The sequence below is a fragment of the Amycolatopsis sp. lyj-90 genome (assembly GCF_046549035.1).
Taxonomy (GTDB): domain Bacteria; phylum Actinomycetota; class Actinomycetes; order Mycobacteriales; family Pseudonocardiaceae; genus Amycolatopsis.
Window position 1 is genome coordinate 850,237 of record NZ_JAJPWP010000002.1, and the last position, 16,824, is coordinate 867,060.

Below are 16,824 nucleotides of genomic sequence, written 5' to 3' on the forward strand. Positions count from 1 at the left end.
ACGGATCACATTCCGCGGCGATCGCGTGCCGCGGCCAGGTCCACGTCAACGCCAACGTCGCGGCTGACGTTCCGGGGCTTCCGCGCAAGGAGGCGAACGTAATCAGCATGGCGCGCTCAACTCCCCGGAAGCAGAACGATCGCGACCGCGCCCACGGACCCTTTGGTCGCGAGCTTCGGTCCTAGCTCCTCGGCCACGACGACGTCGACGACGCGGAGGCCGGTCTGATCCCGCTCCCCTACACGGGCGACGGTCCCCCGCACTGGCTCCCAGGCGTCGACCGCCGTACCGCCCTGACCCGATGGCACGAGCAGGACAGCCTTCAGCGGCTCCAGCGGGGTCGCTGGGAGCTGAGCAGGTTTGACGGCGATGCCCAGCAGTTGCTCGCCCTGTCGAGGCGGAAGTTCTCCTTCGACCGCTTGCGCTGTCAGCACAGTGCCCGGCCAGAGATTCGTGGTGGCTTTCCGCCCGAAGAACTGTGCCCTGTCCTTCCACAACACCGGCCTGAGGCCGGGGTCAGGACGGACCTGTATCTCAAGCATGGAACTGTCGAGCAGAATCTGTCCATATCGGACAGGCGCGGCGACACCGACCGCGGCGACTGTCGTGTCGACGTTCCGGTAGATGAACACGGTTCCGGTGGCGCACAGCGCCGCCAGCACGAGGCCCGCGAGGATCAGCAGCTTCGAAGGTCGCCGCCGAAACGGCCGGGCCTCCGGCGCGAGCGGCGGCTTCTTGAGCTGTACCGGATCCCCTTGTACGGTGCTCACGGCTGCCCACCCCGGGAGTTCAGCGTGCGGATCTCGCGAACAGGCAGCAGCGCGTTCGAGGTCAGATCCATCGCCTCGGAAGCGGACATCCCGCCGCCGGACCAGGTAATTTCCCAATGGCCGGTCGCGGCGATGGAAAAGGCGCCGGACGAGGCCTTCGACAGGTAGACGTGCCCACAATCAGGTGACGCTGAGCCTGCCCGGTCTTCGGTGAACGGCGTGCCGGGTCCAGCGCAAGCCTTCGTTGCGCCGTCGCCCATCGACCAGGTGATACGGGCGAGCTTGGCGATCGCCGTCACGCTGACCGTGCCGGCGCTGACTGTCCGCGTCACGGGCCCTGTGGTCGCCACGCTCCGCGTGCTCCACATCCACACCGGGAATCCGATCGTGGCACCATGCGGCGAGTCCGCAGATGGCGCGAGCCTGATGTCGGGCGCGGACAGCCCCATCTGGTCGATCGCCTGCCGGGCGAGCTCGGCAGGCGAAACCTGCGGCACGGCGGGGGCGGCTGCTCCGTTGGGCACGTAGACCACGCGGGCCTCGCCGAGGTATCCGCCGCCAGGGCCGCCAACACCGCAGATCATCACGACCAAGCGGCCCTTGGAGGCGTCCTTGCCGGCCCACATCGGGTCGCCGCTCGCCGGTTGCGGGACCTCCATCGGAACGCACTGCGGAGCAGGTCCGGCACGCTTTCCGGCGTTGTCCGGCCCTGGCCTCGGCGAGGTGGCGTCTCGGCCCGGCCTACCAGGATCCGTCGCACCGACCCAGCAGGTCCCACGTACCCCCGAGGACTGACAGCCACCTGGACCGGGCTCAGTCAAAGCCATCGGCGGGTTGGCCATCGCGACCACCAGCAAAGCCGAGCCGACCGTCGTCAGCATGGCTTGTCCAAAGCCACTTCGACGACCTGGACCAGCCACCGGTCGCTCAGGCTCGCGTACCGAACGACCTCGGCGCGAAACTCGTACCGCCGTGGCTGGTCCGGATTGTCAAGAACTTGCCCTTGCTCCCCCGGCTTGTCGCTGACCAGGTGAAGCTGGGTTCGGTCCAGGCAGTCGGTGATCTTGATCCGAGGGTCCTGCTCGTGCAACGACACCGCGGTCACAGCCGGGGCACGCCGGTACTCGCCTTCCATATGCGATGGCACCGAGGCGAGGTTCTGAATCTCCGCGAGGTGGCGCGTCAGCTCCGGGTCGACGAGGTATTCGCCCAAGTCCGAGCGCCAGTCCTTGGAGCGTGGCGCCTTCTCAGCAGCGGTGCTGACTCGCCAGTAGCCCTCGTAGGCTTCGAGCGCTTTCTGCTTCGCCAGGTCTTCCGCTGTCGGAACTCGGCCTTCCGAGGAAGACACCGGTGGTGCGACAGAAGAGGGAGCTAGTGCTCCACTTTCCCCGCTGCACGCGGCCACGGTGCCCGCAGCGAGCAAAGTGATCAAGAACTTGGGCTTCATCTCATGCTCCGATCAGGCTGATGATCACGGAACCGCTCGCCGCCGCCAGCGCGGACCGAACGTGTTCGGTAGCGACGATCACGTCGACCACGACCGTTCCGGCGGCATCAGGTGTTCCGACTCCGGCGACTCCGGCGAGGAAGCCGCCTTCGACTGACGAGAACGAGTCGCAGGGTGGTGCTTCCGGCAAGGGGGACACGCAGACCTGCGCACGCGGCCAAAGGGGCTGGCTAGGGCGATGGCCGGCTTCGACTCGCAGGCCGACCACCTGGAATCCCGCTCCCGGCACACCCTCCGGCAGGAGGTCGACCGCGGCGAGGAGTGTCCCTTTCTGAAGGCCTATGGCAGGGGTACGACCGAGGATGGCGGCCCGGTCGGACGCGTGGACGAAGCGGACACCGTGATCGGGGATCAGGTCGACGGTGACCAGGTCCTGCTCGGTGATCGGCTGCGCCGCGCCGACGTCCCTGGCCAATACGAGCGCCGGCGCTGTTCTGTCCCTGAGCACCGCGACGAGATGGACGATTACCAGTGCCAACACCATCGCGACGACCACCGTCGCAAGGTTCAGCCAGCGCGTCGAATTCTTCCGCGAAGGCTCCGGATCGGACACGCGTTGGCGAGCCTTCCTCAAGCGTTCGGTGAAGTCGGTGACCGTCATCCTCCGACCTCGGCATCCAGATCTGCGGGATCGGCTTGCTCGATGACGCCCCGCCAAGTCCGGCACTCGTCGCACCAGACGTACCGGCTCAGCGGTTCCTCGTCGTCACCGTCTGCGGGGATCTTCACTCGATCACCACAATCGAGAACGTATTCGCCTGACATCCGGCCTCCCTCCGTAGACCTGTCCGGAGACGGAGGCCGGCTGAGGCTTCCCGAGTTGCTTGCTGGCTACTCGGGCGAGGGGAGGTTGCTCAGCCGGCCTCCGGTTCTTCTCCTGCGTCGCCAGGCAGTCCGTTCCTGGCAAATCAGGAATACCGCTCGCCGCCCCGGTGAGTGCAAGGTCAACACCAGGTGAGCCTTGGCTCAGCGGGGGTTTTGTCACTCGTCCGGGTGTAGGAATGAGTAGAATTGCTCGCGCACAAGCAGTAGCGAATCGTGTTAGCTGGTCGGTATGGAGGGGTGGGAAATTCCGTATCGACACAGCGTTCAGACCGCCTTGGATCTCTTGAGAGGCAGGTGGACCGTTGCCGTCTTGGCCGCGCTCGCGCGGGGCGAAACGCCATTCAAGGAATTGCTGACCGCGATCAACGATGTCGAGAAGCGCACGGACCGAGATCGCCAGCTGTCCGGCCGCGTGCTGACCGACACCCTGCAACGTGCGCGCGAAGACGGGCTCATTGAGCGGCACGCGGAATCTGGCAACTTCGCGACGGTCTCTTACGTCCTCACTCCCACTGGCCGCTCGCTGCTCTGCGCCGTCCGGCCACTGGCCGAATGGGCTCAGGTTTACCAAGCGGACCGCCAAACTGACGAGGTAGACCGGCGAGGCGCTTAGTCCGCCCTGGTGGAAGCCGTGCGGCGGGCGGGCGGAATCAGCGAACGGACCCGGTCCCGGCCCGCGTCCTTTGCCGCGAACAAGACGTTGTCCGCGGCTACGAGCACATCGGTGATGCTGTCGCCTGCCGCTGGATAGGCTGCGACGCCAATTGAGACGCTAAGGCGCAAACCACCCAATTCACCATTGAGTTCCATCCTGCGGACCGCCTCACAGACGCGGTCGGCAACATCGACCGACGCGGCCGTGTCGGCATTCGGCAGGAGGACCACGAACTCCTCTCCACCGAACCGCGCGGAGATGTCGTACGACCGAACGTTGCCGACGATCACCTGCGCGATCTCGCGAAGCACCTTGTCCCCGACGAGGTGTCCATACGTGTCGTTCACCGACTTGAACTTGTCGACATCGATCATCAGCACGCCGGTCGGAGCATGGTGGCGCTGAGCTTTGGCTACCTCGTTCTCGGCAAGGGTCTTCCATGTTTCCGCGTTGAGCAGGCCGGTCTTCCTGTCGGTCGTCGCCGCGGCTTCGAGCTGGCGGACCAGAACGCTGCGCGCCAGCACATACAGCGGCAACATGACGAAGGCCAACGCGAGCGGATGCCAGAGCATCAGCAGGGCGACCAGAACGCCTACGCACAAGGTGGCGAACTCGAGGCTATTCTCGCTCCAGCTGCCGACCAACGTCCCGAACGAACGCCTACCAGGTGACAGCGCGATCACCGCGGCGACCAAGGCCGAGTTCACCAGCCAGTAGCAGACGAGCACCAGCGCCAGCCCCACCAGTGTGCCGTCGTCGACGTTCTCGAGCGTCTGGACCGCAGGAAGCCAGCGAGCCACTGCGATGGCCAAACAACAGGAAACGACAACCGAGCCCGCGCTGAACATCACCCTGTACAGGCACATGCCGGACACACGACGCCAGCTGCGCCACCACATGTGCCCATAGAGGATGACCGCCGTCGCCGCCGCCAAGGTCGGCGTCACGAGCAAGGCGGCCGCGAGGGTCCACACCGAGCTCATGTTGACGTGCGGAGTATCGGAGAACCTGCGCCGCATCTGCTCGACAGCTCGGGTCACTTCAGCCGCGGCCAGGCCAAGCACGACAAGGATGCCGAAGCGGACGAGATCGGACCGACTCACCGGCGTGAATCCATCGAGAAGAAGCGTGAGCACGATCGCAGCGCCCTCGACGGCCAGCACGAACACGATCACTTGCCAAGGCAAGGACCAGAGCTTCCACCGTGTGACATTCCAAATACGTTCCGTATCACCAGAGGCATCTCCGGGCACAACTGAGGCTCTGACCTGCATACTTGAGTCGCTTGCGTCCCCAGGCGGCCCTCCGGCGGACGCCGTCGTCGGGCTGTTCTCAGCGGGTGGGCCGTCCAGGCAGTCCGTTCGCTGGGAGGAGGGTTCATCGATGACCAACAAGGACTGGTGATCTCGCGCGTCCTCATTCGCTGAACCACGCTCGCTCCCGGCCCGCCGCCGGGAGCGAGTAAGTGTCCACAGCACACCGATCGCCGCCGCCACACCGACCGCGCCGGCACCAGCTGCGGCAACCGCCTTGAACGGCCCGAACTGCTGGGTGGCGAGTCCGCCGCCCAGGATCGCGATGCCCTGCGAGCAGTGCAGGCACGTCGACATCCGGCCCATCACTCCTCCGCGCCGGGCATCCGGCACGAGGTCGACGACGATGGTCTGCACCTGGATGAGCAAGGCCGTCGAGACAGCGCCGGACGCGGCCCACAACATGATCGAAACGACGACGCCCGGTTCGAAGGCACAGACGATGAGCGGCACGCCGGCCACCATCGCGAACAGCGACGCCACGAGGGGCGTCGCCGGGAGTTGAACGCGCGTCGTGAGCCATGCTCCGATCGCGCTTCCCAGCGGATCAGCTGCGAGCAAGAGTCCGATGCCGAACGCCGAAACCCCGAGTGCGTGTCCGTACGGCACCGCCAGCCCCTCGGGCACGACGTAGGCGCCGACCAGCAGGACCAGGCCGTAGAGCAGGAACCACGTGCCGCCCGCAGGCCTGGCGGCGGACATCCTCACCGAACCGTCCTGTTCGGGCACGTCTTGGCTGATCGGCCTCGATGCCACTCCCTTAAGGAGGATGACGGCGCTCAGGACGAAGGTGCCTGCGTTCACCAGCATCCCGAGATGTGGCTCGATCAGCGTTAGCACCAGCCCACCGGATCCGAAGGCGACGACCTGGGCGATCTGCCCGGTGAACTGCCGGAGAGCGAGGCCGGAAGGGAAGGCTTCGCGGCCGAGGACCTGCGGCAGCAGCGCCGACTGGGCCGCTTTGAACGGACCTGCCGCCGCGCTGAGCAATGCCGTACACGCCCATAGCGCGGGCAGCGGCAGCCCTGGCAATGCCATCGCCGCGGCCAGAACCGCGCGGGCGACGTCGGTGATGACCAAAATCGCGCGGCGCGGATACCGATCCGCGAGGCCGGACAGCAGAAAGCCGCCGAGCACCGACGGTATGAAGGTCATGGCGTACGTCAACGCGGTCAGCGCCGCGGAGGACGTCTCCTTGAACACGAGTAGTGAGAGTGCGACACGAGCAACCTGATCCCCGCCGATGGAAAGCAACTCGGCGACCCATAGCGCTCGAAACTCCCGATTCCGCAATGGCACGGCAAAGCCGGCACGGCGGCGCTCCGCCATATCCGTTCCCCCTACGCAACTACCAGGCGACAACTCAGCATGGCGGTCGCGCAGTCACGCTCCCGCCGGACTGACCATGCCGGGTCGTTCGTCCCTCTCCCGGATCTCACGGTATGCCCGGAGCGTCGCAAGATGACCACCATCAGCGACTTTTCGCCCGTTTGTAGTACGTGACTACTCAAGGTGATCAACTTATGAATTGCCTGCTCAGAGCGACTTTCTAGCCACGATGATGCCGCCCCGGCAGGAGATCGTGAACTCTCCGCGCCGGTCGAGGTGCCGGACGAGTAGCTCGTGTGCTCGATCGATCGTCGCGTCGAACGGGACGCCGCCCTCGTCGGCCCAGGCCCGATACGAACGAAGGTGCGCGAGCACAGGTCCCGGCTCGCGAACGGTGATCACTCCGGGCAGATCGACCGTGGTGATCTGTTCGAAGTACGGCTCAAGAAGCCGAGGCGCATCTTCGAGCGCGAACCGTTCGCTCAGCGCAACCCGCCTTGGCCCCTTGGTTACGCCGAGCACGTCGGCGGCGGCCGCTGACCAGAGGTCGTCCAGTTCGGCTTTGTCGGTGCGCGCGTTCGTCGAGACGAACACGAGACCATCGGGAACCAGGACTCGGCGGATCTCGTCGAGCGCCGCAGGCAGCTCGGCGACGTGGTACAGCATGTGCAGCGCCAGGACGACGTCGAATCGTCCGGACGCGAACGGCAAGGCTGCTGCGTCCACCGCCACGGTCGGCGGCGGCAAGGGCGTCAGGATTCCGGGCGAGATGTCGGCTCCGATGGTGAGCGCGTGCGTGCGCTCAAGCCGGATTCGGTGAAGGAATTTCCCGTTTCCGCAGCCCAGGTCGAGCACGCTCGTTGTCGAAGCCGGCAGGTGCTCGAGCACAATGCCAGGCAGGTCGTAGCTCGGTTGCTGCCAGGCGTACAGCGACTGCCGTGCAGCCAGGTCTGCCTCGTCCTTATATGCGCTTCCGGCGAGCTTGGTGCGGCTCGTCGTGTCCACTTCCTCGGGCTGTGACGTCACTTCGCCACTATCCCCGCTCCGGGTGGGAGCGCCGGCGGCGGCGCGCAGAACTCCCGGATCTCGCTGCGCAGGCCCTTCGCGCGGGCCGTCGTGAGGTACTTCGTGGAGCTCAACCGGTCACCGATGTCTCGGGCTCGCTTGACGATGCTGGCCGTTCGCCGTACCTGAGGCGCGGCAAGAACAGGTAGGAGATACGACTGCGTGGCATCAAGATCATCCAGGACCATGTGCGCTCCAGCCAGATCAAGACGGGCAGCGAAGATATCACCCGCGGAACGATCCGCAGGCGCCGCCACTTGGTAGACGTCAAGCGCGAACTGCGACTTCCCGATGGCCTGCTTCGCCAAGGCCGGGCTGCTTTTCAAAGTCAGCAACGTGGTTCCGGCATACACCGACTGCTTCGCGGCGGGAAAGGTAAAGACACCAGAGTACTCGTCCATCGTCGAGTCAGCACGAGCGCTCTCCGCGACGTCGAGCGCGGCCACCGTTCCTTGTTCGTCGCCGCGCGCTGCGCATGCCCGCGCTTCGAGGCTCGCAAGACGAGCCCCAGTCGTTCCTCGCGGATGGAACAGGGCACCTTCCCGCGCTCGTTCGACAGCGTCCTCAAGCCGATCATCCCAGTAGGCGATCAAGCTTTGCAACGCCTTGATCCAGCCGAGCATGTCCTGATGTCCGGCCAGTTTGGCGTAAAGCCACGCGGTCTGAGCGTGGATGTCGGCAGCGCGGTAGTCGCCAAGATCGAGCGACACGTGCGCCTGCAACCCGCCGAGCCTGCTCGCGTGCAAGTAGAGGTCGCGAAGCTGGTTCGGGATCCGGTTGTTGTCGAGCAGCCGGAAGACCTCTTGACGCAGTTCCCGGATCTCGCCGAAGACATCGACAAGAGGCCGGGAGATATAGGCTGCGGCGATCCTGCGGATCTCGGAGTCGAACTGGTCGACGGCCTCGTTCGTCGTCCCGGAAGACGCGATCATGCGAGCGATCCGAGCAGCGTTGCGCGCGTCATCGGCAACCGCCTGCCGGCTGAGCTCTGCATCTTCAACCCCTTCGCTCGACAGCGGAGACGACGACCTGGCCAGGGCCGCAACGCGCCCCTGGCGACGACGAGCCTGCTGTTCTTTCTTGGCTTCGCGCCAGAGCGCGCACAGCTGGCCAGTGGCACCAAGGGCCTGATCGAGTGCCTCGACAAGGTTCTGCGAAGGCAGGTTTCCACCCACACGCTCGGCCATGGAAACGTAGTTCCGGGTGTAACCGACTCGCTCGCCTAAACCCGACTGACTCAAGTCGGCCGCGTTCCTGAGCCGCCTGATCTCTCCCGCGAGTCGAGAGTGCGCCGTCCCAGCGGTGAAGCTCTCGTCGGCCATGTCTTTCTCCGGCTCCGTCAGGGGGTAAATAGGGGTAAATACCACGCGTAGCGTCATTACCCCGTTCCGTAACTATAGCGGTCGAGCCAAAGTGGTGACAGTCCACAAAAAACTCAACCGCGCCGGAGGTCGGCAATGACGACAACCGTCTGCAAGAACTCGATGCGCCCAGACACGAAGCACCTTATGACGTTCTGGTCGACCAAACCAGACTTGGCTGTTCGTGCTCGCCTGAGCCGAAGTGCCTCGACACGAGCAGGCGGAGGTAACCGCGCACAGCACCCGGAACCAGTTCAGCTGTACGACTTGCTGACGTGGTATATCGCAGTACACGTACCGCTTCCCGACACCGACGCACTCCACAGCCGGCTCTCGTGCAAGCGGCCAGACCTGGCCTTGTGTGTCCGTCCGGCTGGCCTACCGCCCGCGTGAAAGCTTCTGAGCGAATGCCGTCCTGGAGGCCACCATGTCGACGTTCTGGATGGTTAGCGCTGCCGCGCTCAGCGCCGTCCTGATCACCGCAGGAATCACCTGGTTCAATAAGCGTCGTCGAATCCGTCTGTTTCACGGTCAGCCGTACTGGGCGGCCCTAGCGATCGTCGCCAGGGTCAGAAGGCAGCGGGAGGACGAGCAACCAAGATGGCCTTCAAACGAGCCCGACGTTCTGGACGATGAGCCGACCGAAGTACTCGTCCTACCGCCCCAGCCACGGCCATACCTGGAATCCCGCTTCCGATGTCGCACGAACCCAGACGTGCCGCGGGACGGATTGGCTGGCAACCGCCTAGCTCCCGCACCGCAGTCGAACCGAGGCGGTGAACTTGACTTTGGAAGAGTCGTCGTCGGTCCGGCCGTGGAACTGCCTGATCGTCGACTGTGAGAGCCCGTTGGGCAAGGTCGCTTTCTCGGTATGCGAACTGACCGCACACCTACCTGATCCCGACGCGACGCTTCTCTGCCCCATCTGCTTCGGCAAGCAGTGGCCGTGCGAACGGTTTGACGTAGCAGCAAGGAAAGTCCTCGACGGTCGGCTCTCCCTCGCGGCTCTCATTCCTCTCGACCTCCACCACCGACTCTGGCCACAAGCTCCTCCGCGGCCGACAACAAGCCCCACCTGAGAAAGTGATTCACCGTGTTCAAATCGGCACCTAAACCAACACCGCAACTCAAGCGCGTCGAAGAGTCCACAGCCAAGAGCCGAGAGATCGGCGTCGCGCTGCGGCAAGCGCGGAAACTTTCCGACCTCAGCGCCGCCGACGTCTGTCGCTCCCTCGGCTGGGGAGCTCCGAAGGTCTCCCGGTTGGAAAGTGGCCAGCGCGAAGGATCAACGTTGGACATCGTCGCCTACCTGGCCCAAGCCAGGACCGCGCCGGGAGAATTCGATCGCATCAGGAGGCTGGCCGAGTCACCGGCCAATGGCTACGACCTCCAGCGTCACCCTGAGGGCATTCCCGATCTGCTCCCGACGCTGGACTTTCTCCACGCGAGTGCCAAAACGATGACGTTCTACGAACCACGCCGTATCCCCTCTCTGCTGCAGAGCGAGAGGTACGCGGAAGTGATGCTGCGACACAACCGGAACCCCAAGGACCCCCTGATCAAGGAAGCCGTCCAGGCACGCCTCGCCCGACAGGAGGTACTCAAAGGCGTCAAGAAGAGCTTTGATGCCATCTTCTACATCGACGAGTTCGCGCTTCGCGATCCAGCCATGAACGACGTCTTAGAGGACCAAATTCTCCAGTTGCTCATTACCTCGAGCATCCCACACTGCAACGTGCACGTTATTCCGTCCGACAGCTTCGATGAGGACCTTCAAACAGCCTTCGGCTCCTTCGAGGACTACGACAACAACTCTGTCGTCGTAGTCCACACCGCCACCGCGATGCTGGTGCTGGAAGAAACCGAAGAAATGTTGCCGTATCTGCGAAAACTGAACGAGATTCGCGAGATCGCCCTGAGCGAGAAGGAATCCATAGAAAAGATCAACTCGCTAGGCCTTCTCTAAGTCGCCGAGGCTTGCGTAGCCGCATTTCGAGTGCGGCGGCGTTCGAGCGCCGAGTCGCTGAAGTAGTTCACGAACGCCTCACGCTGACCAACCCATGAGGAGTGCCCTATGACAGCTGGTTGGCCACCGACCGGTGATCCGTGTTGACCGCGCCAAGTACTCGGCGCGGAGGCGGGCGTTCACCGCCCGCGCGAGAATGCCGGGAACCAACGCGAGAAGGGCTGAACGTGTCGCACCCGATCATGATGTTTGACCACTACGGATGGCTGCATGGCGATGATGGGCGCGTTCGGCGCGTGCTCCGGTCGGCCGGTTCGGTGTGGTCGGTGATCTGCACGCCGGAGCCTGCCGTCGGGCATCTGGTCGACGCCGTCCGGCTCACTGGCGACACGAACGTCGCCCCGGTCGTCGACACGATCGACCCGCGAACGCTGGCGAGCGATGCCGTGGTGTGCGAGCCGTTGCGGGCCGACGGACCGGTCGCGCGCGTGCGGACCTCGGACGTGTGGGAAGCGCTCGGCACTGCGGTTACCCGCCAGGTGATCAAGGCCTCGACCGCGCGCGAGAACTACCACCGATTCTGCGAAGCCCACGGCGAGCGGTACGACACCGCGGCCGGCCCGGCGTGGCTATTCCCCTCGCCCGAGACCGTGCTCGCCTTGTCCGATGCCGAGTTCGACGTGCTGCGGATGAAGTTCTTCCGCGGTGCCCTGCGCTCGGCCGCCGAGGCAAGCCTCAAGGCGGCCGAGGACTGGGCGGGCATGACGGGTGAGCAGCTCGTCGCCGCGGTGCAGAGCGTTCACCGGATCGGCCCGTGGACGGCCGGCGCCACTGTCGCCGACGTCACCAACGACTTCAGTCTCTATCCCTTCGCTGACCTCGCGGTGCGCACCTGGGCGGGCAAGCTCGCCCCTTCGGTCGACTGGCCGAAACCCGAACCTGAGTTCGGGCGGTTGTGGCAAGCGATGGCCGGCGCGCAGTTGTCCGAGTGGACGCTGCTCACCCTCGCTTGGGGAGTTCGACATGCAACCGGAGTTGCCCTCTGACCTGATCGCCGGCGCCGACCTCCGCCGAGAGATCGATCTCCTGTTCGTCAACGCACCACTACGCGACTACGACGAGCGCCCGCGGGTGAACGACTTCACGTTGCCGGTGCTCGGCATGGCCTACATCGCCACCTACGCGGCCGCGCAAGGCTTCAACGTCGGTGTACTCGACGCCGAGGCGCACGGGCTCGGCATCGAGCAAACCGCCCGCTTGGTCAACGCGGCCGCGCCACGGTGGGCCGGGTTCAACCTGCTAGCCCCGACCTACGAGATCAGCGCCCGGATCGCCGAGCGGCTCGACCGCGACATCATGGTCATGCTCGGCGGGCACCAGGCGAAAGCCATGCCGGCCGAGATCCTGTGCGACCGGCGGATGAGCCAGTGCGAAGCCCTGGTGATCGGCGAAGGCGAGACCCGGGTCGCCGCGCTGCTCGACGACCACAAGCGGCGGACCGAGCTGCCCGGGGTGATGTGGCTCGACCCGATCATCCGCGAGCCGGTCACCGGCGGAATCGGGAAGAACAAGCACTACCTGGCGCCGGACATCAACGCGTTGCCGTTCGTCGACCGCGGCTACCTCACCCAAGACCCGCACCGCGACAACGGACGCCTTGAGGCGAACATGGTCGGCGCCCGCGGCTGCCCCTACGACTGCTCGTTCTGCGGCGCCGCGGTGTCGGCGAACCCGGACATCACCATCCGCACCCGCGAGCCGCACAACATCCTTAACGAGATGGACCAGCTCCGCGGGACAGGCGTGAACGCCTTCCGGTTCGTCGACGACCTGTTCCTCGGCGTCCCGCGCGTCATCAAAACGATGATGAACGCCTTTACCGTGGACCGCGTCGGCGACTGGGCGCAGTGGGACGCCACCGGCCGCATCAACGTGCTTTACCGCACGAGCGACGCCATGCTCGACACCCTCGCCGAGAACGGCCTGCGCGAGGTCGCGCTCGGCGTCGAGTCCGACAACCCGCGGATGCTCGCCCGGATCGACAAGCGCATCACCCCGGACATGGCGCGCTCGGTGGTGCGGCGGCTCACCGAGCGCGGGATCAACGTCAAGGGCTATTTCATCCTGGGGTTTCCCACCGAGACCTGTGCCGAGATCGACGACACCGTGCGGCTCGTGCACGACCTGTGGGACATCACCGACCCCTTGCCTGGCCGGTTCCGGGCCTCGGCGTTCGAGTACCGCCCCTACCCCGGGACACCCGACTGGAGCGAGCTGATGAAGTCCGGCACGTACACGGCCGAGCAACTGCTCAACTACAGCGCCGTCGACCTCACCTCGGACGGTGTCGACGAGTCGATGCGCGAGCGCGACGAGTTCAACTTCTCCGTCAACATCCAGTTGAGCGAGGCACCCATCGACTACATCCGCCGCAACCTCGTCACGCTCTCCCGCGCGCAGTACGACCGAAGGGCGGCCGCGTGACCACCAAACGCCGCGGGGTGTTCGTCACCCTCGACGGACCCGCCGGCGTCGGCAAGACCACAACAACCCGCCTGCTGCACGAATACCTCGCCAACCGCGGATACCGGGTCCACGCCACCGCCGAACCCTCGCACAGTGCGCTCGGCGAGACCGCTCGACACAACACCGAGACCTACCGCGGGTACACGCTCGCGTGCCTGGTCGCCGCAGACCGGTATTACCACCTCGAGACAGAAGTGCGGCCGCACCTCGAGAGCGGGCATATCGTCCTGTGCGACCGCTACGTCGCCTCGTCCTTCGTGCTGCAATGCATGGACGGAGTCCCATTGCCGTTCGTCGAGGCGATCAACGGTGCGGCTGATCGGCCCGACCTTTCCATCATCTTGCAGGCGCCACCTACCGTGACCGCAAAACGAGTCGCCGCCCGTGGGGCACACGACCGGTTCCACAGCGGCGAGGACAGCGGCCGACAGGAAACCGAGCTCTACGAAGAAGCAGCGCGACGGCTGACACGGTGGCAGCATCCCGTCGTCGCGGTGGACACCGGCGAGGCCTCCCCGGTCGACATCGCGACCTACCTCACGGACCGAATCGCCGACCTCGTAGACCGCCTCACCGAGGAAGCGGCCACGGCGTAGCCTGCCTGCGAGCCCGCGAAAGCACTGGGCTCGCAGGTTCAGGACCGCCACCCGTGAGGATTTCGCCGGATGCCCAACGGCCAACACACCATCATCGACGTGCACGTCTTGCTCGTCCGCGGCGATGAACTGCTGCTCATCCAGCGGCGCGGCACCTACGGCGACGGCATGTGGCACCTACCCTCCGGCAAGCTCGACGCCGGCGAGTCCCTGCCCGCCGGAGCGGCACGCGAAGCCTCCGAAGAGGTTGGCGTGCTCATCGACCCTGCCGATCTCCGGCACGCGCACACGGTGCACGTCGACGGCTCCGGCCCCGTGCCGCGGCTCGGCGTGTTCTTCGAGGCTCGCCGCTGGTCCGGTGAACCGCACAACCGCGAGCCAGACAAGTGTTCGGCCGTCGAATGGTTCCCATTCGACGGCCTGCCCGACGCCGTCATCCCCTACCCGCTCGCCGGCATCCGCGGCTACCTCGACGGCGCCCCATTCAGCCTGCTCGGCTGGGCAGAAAGGCAGCAACCCGCCCTGGCCTGACCTGCTATCCCGCGCAGCAAGCCACGGAACTCGAATGCCCTTATGCACAAAAGGCGTCTCGACGCTATATCGATTGAGACTTGCCGATCACCGCACTCAAGGGAAACCAAGCCAAGATCACCAATGGCGAACTACGCGGATTTCAGGACGGCAGGCAGCGCGCTACACCTAGGCCATCTTCCTCGGACGACCGCCGCCGGCGCCCTGCCCTGGCCGCGCTCGTTCCCACGACCAAATCTCGGCTTCGCGAGCAGGCGACCAGCCAGGCGTCCGACCGATGATGACGTCCGGCTCCGGGAAAGGGTGATCGTCGGCGTAGCGGCGCCGCCACAGGGCCACCGTCCGATGCGTGACCCCGAACCACTCCCCGATCTCGACCATCCCGAGGTACCGAAGGGTCAACCCTTCGCCGGCCGGACGACCGTCTTCTAGTCGGTGGTTTTCGCCGCTCACCAGGCTGAAGTTAACAGGAACCTGCACGTCCGACTTGCACCTATGGCAACACGGCATGTCCAGCCCGAGTGAACCTTGTTGACTAAGTAATCAAAGTTTGCCTACCCTGAACCTTGATTACTTAGTGTTCAAGGTTTTATTGGGAGGCCTGATGTGGCATATCAGCACCAGATCGAGGGCAGTTCAGAAACGAGCCGGGGGCCCTCGCCATGGCCGAGCACACTGACGGGTCCTGGAGCCCGCCCGAGGCGCGTGAGCTTCCGGCCCTACGTGAGCACCTGGCCGAGTACCTCACGAGCTTCGCCGCTCACCTGTTCACCTCGGCGATGGTGCGCGAAGGCCGAGGAACGCTTCGCCCGATCGGCGATCCAGACATCGGTGCCGAGTTGATGTTGGCGGACGAGTACCGGCGGCTTCACCAGGCACAGCTGTTCTACGTCACCAGCGACATCACACCCCTCGTCCAGCATGCGGCCCGGAATCTTCACGACCACTGGGACATCGAACCTCAGGATTTGCCCGCGCTGACCGGCTTCATGCTCTTCGCCGAACCGCTGGCCACATACACCAGAGAAGATGGCAAGAACGTCGACATAGTCGCTGTTTCCTGGGGAGAAACGACCCTCATCAGCCATCCCGGCGGCGGAATCTGGCTGACCTTCTGGAGCGCGACCGACTTCGCCGTGGTGATCGCCAAGTTGCGCGAGGCAGGCTTCCCAACTGCCGAATCAACCCGGCTCGCGCACGCGCAGAATGCCGAGCTGACCTGGGACAACGAGATCTATATGCCCTGGGGTGCCACCCATGCCGTTGTCCCCGAGGAGTCCGGCGGACGAGCCCTCGATCCCACCAAGGTCGCCGCGGCTAAGACGACGATTGACTGGCTGCGAGTGGTCCACGCCGGTTGGATCTTCTGCCAGCCAAACGGCTTCACGGAGGTATCCGACGAGCATCTCCCGAAGACGTTGCGGAAGCGGTCCGAGCGTGCCGGGCACTCCACGGACCCGGTCCGAGTGCTCTCTGTCAGCCGGAAGACTCCCTCTCGACCGGCGCGAGCCCCGGAACCGAGTGGACGCACCGTCGGTGTCCGCTTCCCCGTCGCGCCATTCCTTCGGAGGCAGGCATACGGCCCCAGCCATTCACTCCGCCGCTGGAAGGTCGTGTCCGGCCATTGGCGCGGCCCAGCCGACGCACCGGTTCGGATCGGCAAGAAGGTCAACCTGATCGACACTCCCCCACCAGAACACGACTGAGCGAGGCAGGAATCATGATCGCAATCAAGCGCCCGAACCCGACGGAAGATGTCATGTCGGCAGCCCATCACTGTCTCGCGGCGGAGAACTTCTTCGCTCGTGCCAAGGAGATCTACGAGGAAACCGTGAACAGCCCGAGAAAACCGGACCGCTTTCACCGTCGCCTGGTGAACGGGCTGGAGCGGTCATACCAGACTTACATGGAGTGGGCTCGTTTTCACCTCCAGATGGCAGAGGCCATCACGCACAGCACCAATCTCGTTTTGGCGTACTCCGTACTTCATCCACTGTGGACCCGCGGCTTCTCAGCGCGGACGTGGCCCACGAGGTTGTTTGCTGGGAGGCGTTCATCGGCGGGCAGCCACGTGACGGCCGGGAACGATGGCTGCAGAAGCCAGACCAAGACGACGCCGAGTACTGAGTCGCCGGTTCAGAGGAGGTCGTCGTAACCGAGCTCGGTGGCGACGTCCTCGACAAAGTCTTCGCCCGGGACACCGGGGTGCTCGTTCTCCACGTCCCAGGCCGCGTCACCGACGGCATCGCCACCTTCTTCAAGCGCGTCGACGATCATCTCCACCAGCCCACGGGCTTCGTCATCGTCGAGGTCGAACCGCTGAGCGGCGTTCGATGCGGCTTGTTCGAGGTCCTGGTCGTACCACGGAGGTTCATACATC

General features: G+C 65.1%; 16 protein-coding genes. 7 read left to right on the forward strand and 9 right to left on the reverse strand.

The features are described 5' to 3' along the window. Positions 1–116: 116 nt before the first annotated feature. The 5 genes from ACLJPX_RS09780 to ACLJPX_RS09800 all read right to left on the reverse strand — a co-directional run bounded on the left by ACLJPX_RS09780 (position 117) and on the right by ACLJPX_RS09800 (position 3,006). Complete coding sequence (locus ACLJPX_RS09780) at positions 117–770, reverse strand: flagellar biosynthesis protein FlgA (protein ID WP_410599787.1); 654 nt, start codon at positions 768–770, stop codon at positions 117–119. Next, on the reverse strand, positions 767–1,429 hold the full coding sequence (locus tag ACLJPX_RS09785) for a hypothetical protein (RefSeq protein WP_410599788.1): 663 nt from the start codon (positions 1,427–1,429) through the stop codon (positions 767–769). The genes ACLJPX_RS09780 and ACLJPX_RS09785 overlap by 4 nt, the downstream gene beginning before the upstream one ends. Positions 1,430–1,644: 215 nt before the next feature. Continuing rightward, positions 1,645–2,217 (reverse strand): hypothetical protein, encoded by a 573-nt coding sequence (locus ACLJPX_RS09790; protein ID WP_410599789.1) that lies wholly within the window; start codon positions 2,215–2,217, stop codon positions 1,645–1,647. A gap of 1 nt (position 2,218) precedes the next feature. Continuing rightward, positions 2,219–2,773, reverse strand: a complete 555-nt coding sequence (locus tag ACLJPX_RS09795) for an SAF domain-containing protein (RefSeq protein WP_410599790.1) — start codon at positions 2,771–2,773, stop codon at positions 2,219–2,221. 101 nt (positions 2,774–2,874) lie between these two features. Then, positions 2,875–3,006 carry a hypothetical protein gene (locus ACLJPX_RS09800; protein WP_410599791.1) on the reverse strand — a complete coding sequence of 44 codons (132 nt, stop codon included), beginning with the start codon at positions 3,004–3,006 and terminating at the stop codon, positions 2,875–2,877. 325 nt (positions 3,007–3,331) lie between these two features. On the opposite strand from ACLJPX_RS09800, the gene ACLJPX_RS09805 reads away from it, so the two are divergent. After that, entirely contained in the window at positions 3,332–3,715 is a 384-nt protein-coding gene (locus tag ACLJPX_RS09805) for a winged helix-turn-helix transcriptional regulator (RefSeq protein WP_410599792.1), read from the forward strand. Here the strand turns inward: ACLJPX_RS09805 and ACLJPX_RS09810 are convergent. From ACLJPX_RS09810 to ACLJPX_RS09820, 3 genes are all read right to left on the reverse strand, one after another. Further along, entirely contained in the window at positions 3,712–6,399 is a 2,688-nt protein-coding gene (locus tag ACLJPX_RS09810) for an MFS transporter (protein WP_410599793.1), read from the reverse strand. The genes ACLJPX_RS09805 and ACLJPX_RS09810 overlap by 4 nt on opposite strands. A 207-nt stretch (positions 6,400–6,606) precedes the next feature. Continuing rightward, a complete protein-coding gene (locus ACLJPX_RS09815) occupies positions 6,607–7,425 on the reverse strand; it encodes a class I SAM-dependent methyltransferase (protein ID WP_410599794.1) in 819 nt (272 codons plus the stop codon). Next, the gene (locus ACLJPX_RS09820) at positions 7,422–8,786 is read right to left on the reverse strand and encodes a helix-turn-helix domain-containing protein (protein WP_410599795.1); all 1,365 of its coding nucleotides are present in this window, start codon (positions 8,784–8,786) and stop codon (positions 7,422–7,424) included. Before ACLJPX_RS09820 ends, ACLJPX_RS09815 begins: the two co-directional genes overlap by 4 nt. Before the next feature lie 1,132 nt (positions 8,787–9,918). On the opposite strand from ACLJPX_RS09820, the gene ACLJPX_RS09825 reads away from it, so the two are divergent. From ACLJPX_RS09825 to ACLJPX_RS09850, 6 genes are all read left to right on the forward strand, one after another. After that, the gene (locus ACLJPX_RS09825; RefSeq protein WP_410599796.1) at positions 9,919–10,791 is read left to right on the forward strand and encodes a helix-turn-helix domain-containing protein; all 873 of its coding nucleotides are present in this window, start codon (positions 9,919–9,921) and stop codon (positions 10,789–10,791) included. Positions 10,792–11,087: 296 nt separating this feature from the next. Then, positions 11,088–11,837, forward strand: a complete 750-nt coding sequence (locus tag ACLJPX_RS09830) for a hypothetical protein (RefSeq protein WP_410599797.1) — start codon at positions 11,088–11,090, stop codon at positions 11,835–11,837. Continuing rightward, positions 11,815–13,275, forward strand: a complete 1,461-nt coding sequence (locus tag ACLJPX_RS09835; protein ID WP_410599798.1) for a B12-binding domain-containing radical SAM protein — start codon at positions 11,815–11,817, stop codon at positions 13,273–13,275. Before ACLJPX_RS09830 ends, ACLJPX_RS09835 begins: the two co-directional genes overlap by 23 nt. Beyond that, positions 13,272–13,913, forward strand: a complete 642-nt coding sequence (tmk, locus tag ACLJPX_RS09840) for a dTMP kinase (protein WP_410599799.1) — start codon at positions 13,272–13,274, stop codon at positions 13,911–13,913. Before ACLJPX_RS09835 ends, tmk begins: the two co-directional genes overlap by 4 nt. 69 nt (positions 13,914–13,982) lie before the next feature. Then, entirely contained in the window at positions 13,983–14,444 is a 462-nt protein-coding gene (locus tag ACLJPX_RS09845) for an NUDIX hydrolase (RefSeq protein WP_410599800.1), read from the forward strand. A gap of 662 nt (positions 14,445–15,106) precedes the next feature. After that, positions 15,107–16,150, forward strand: coding sequence for a hypothetical protein (locus tag ACLJPX_RS09850; RefSeq protein ID WP_410599801.1), 1,044 nt, complete (start codon positions 15,107–15,109; stop codon positions 16,148–16,150). Between the two features lie 430 nt (positions 16,151–16,580). Here ACLJPX_RS09850 and ACLJPX_RS09855 read toward each other — a convergent pair whose 3' ends face one another. Further along, positions 16,581–16,823, reverse strand: coding sequence for a hypothetical protein (locus ACLJPX_RS09855; protein WP_410599802.1), 243 nt, complete (start codon positions 16,821–16,823; stop codon positions 16,581–16,583). Position 16,824 lies beyond the last annotated feature (1 nt).

Coding starts and splice junctions, on each gene's coding strand:
- ACLJPX_RS09785 (WP_410599788.1), bottom strand. CDS start 1,429: ATGGAGGTCCCGCAACCGGCGAGCGGCGACCCGATGTGGGCCGGCAAG.
- ACLJPX_RS09790 (WP_410599789.1), bottom strand. CDS start 2,217: ATGAAGCCCAAGTTCTTGATCACTTTGCTCGCTGCGGGCACCGTGGCC.
- ACLJPX_RS09805 (WP_410599792.1), top strand. CDS start 3,332: ATGGAGGGGTGGGAAATTCCGTATCGACACAGCGTTCAGACCGCCTTG.
- ACLJPX_RS09810 (WP_410599793.1), bottom strand. CDS start 6,399: ATGGCGGAGCGCCGCCGTGCCGGCTTTGCCGTGCCATTGCGGAATCGG.
- ACLJPX_RS09820 (WP_410599795.1), bottom strand. CDS start 8,786: ATGGCCGACGAGAGCTTCACCGCTGGGACGGCGCACTCTCGACTCGCG.
- ACLJPX_RS09835 (WP_410599798.1), top strand. CDS start 11,815: ATGCAACCGGAGTTGCCCTCTGACCTGATCGCCGGCGCCGACCTCCGC.
- ACLJPX_RS09845 (WP_410599800.1), top strand. CDS start 13,983: ATGCCCAACGGCCAACACACCATCATCGACGTGCACGTCTTGCTCGTC.
- ACLJPX_RS09850 (WP_410599801.1), top strand. CDS start 15,107: ATGGCCGAGCACACTGACGGGTCCTGGAGCCCGCCCGAGGCGCGTGAG.
- ACLJPX_RS09855 (WP_410599802.1), bottom strand. CDS start 16,823: ATGTATGAACCTCCGTGGTACGACCAGGACCTCGAACAAGCCGCATCG.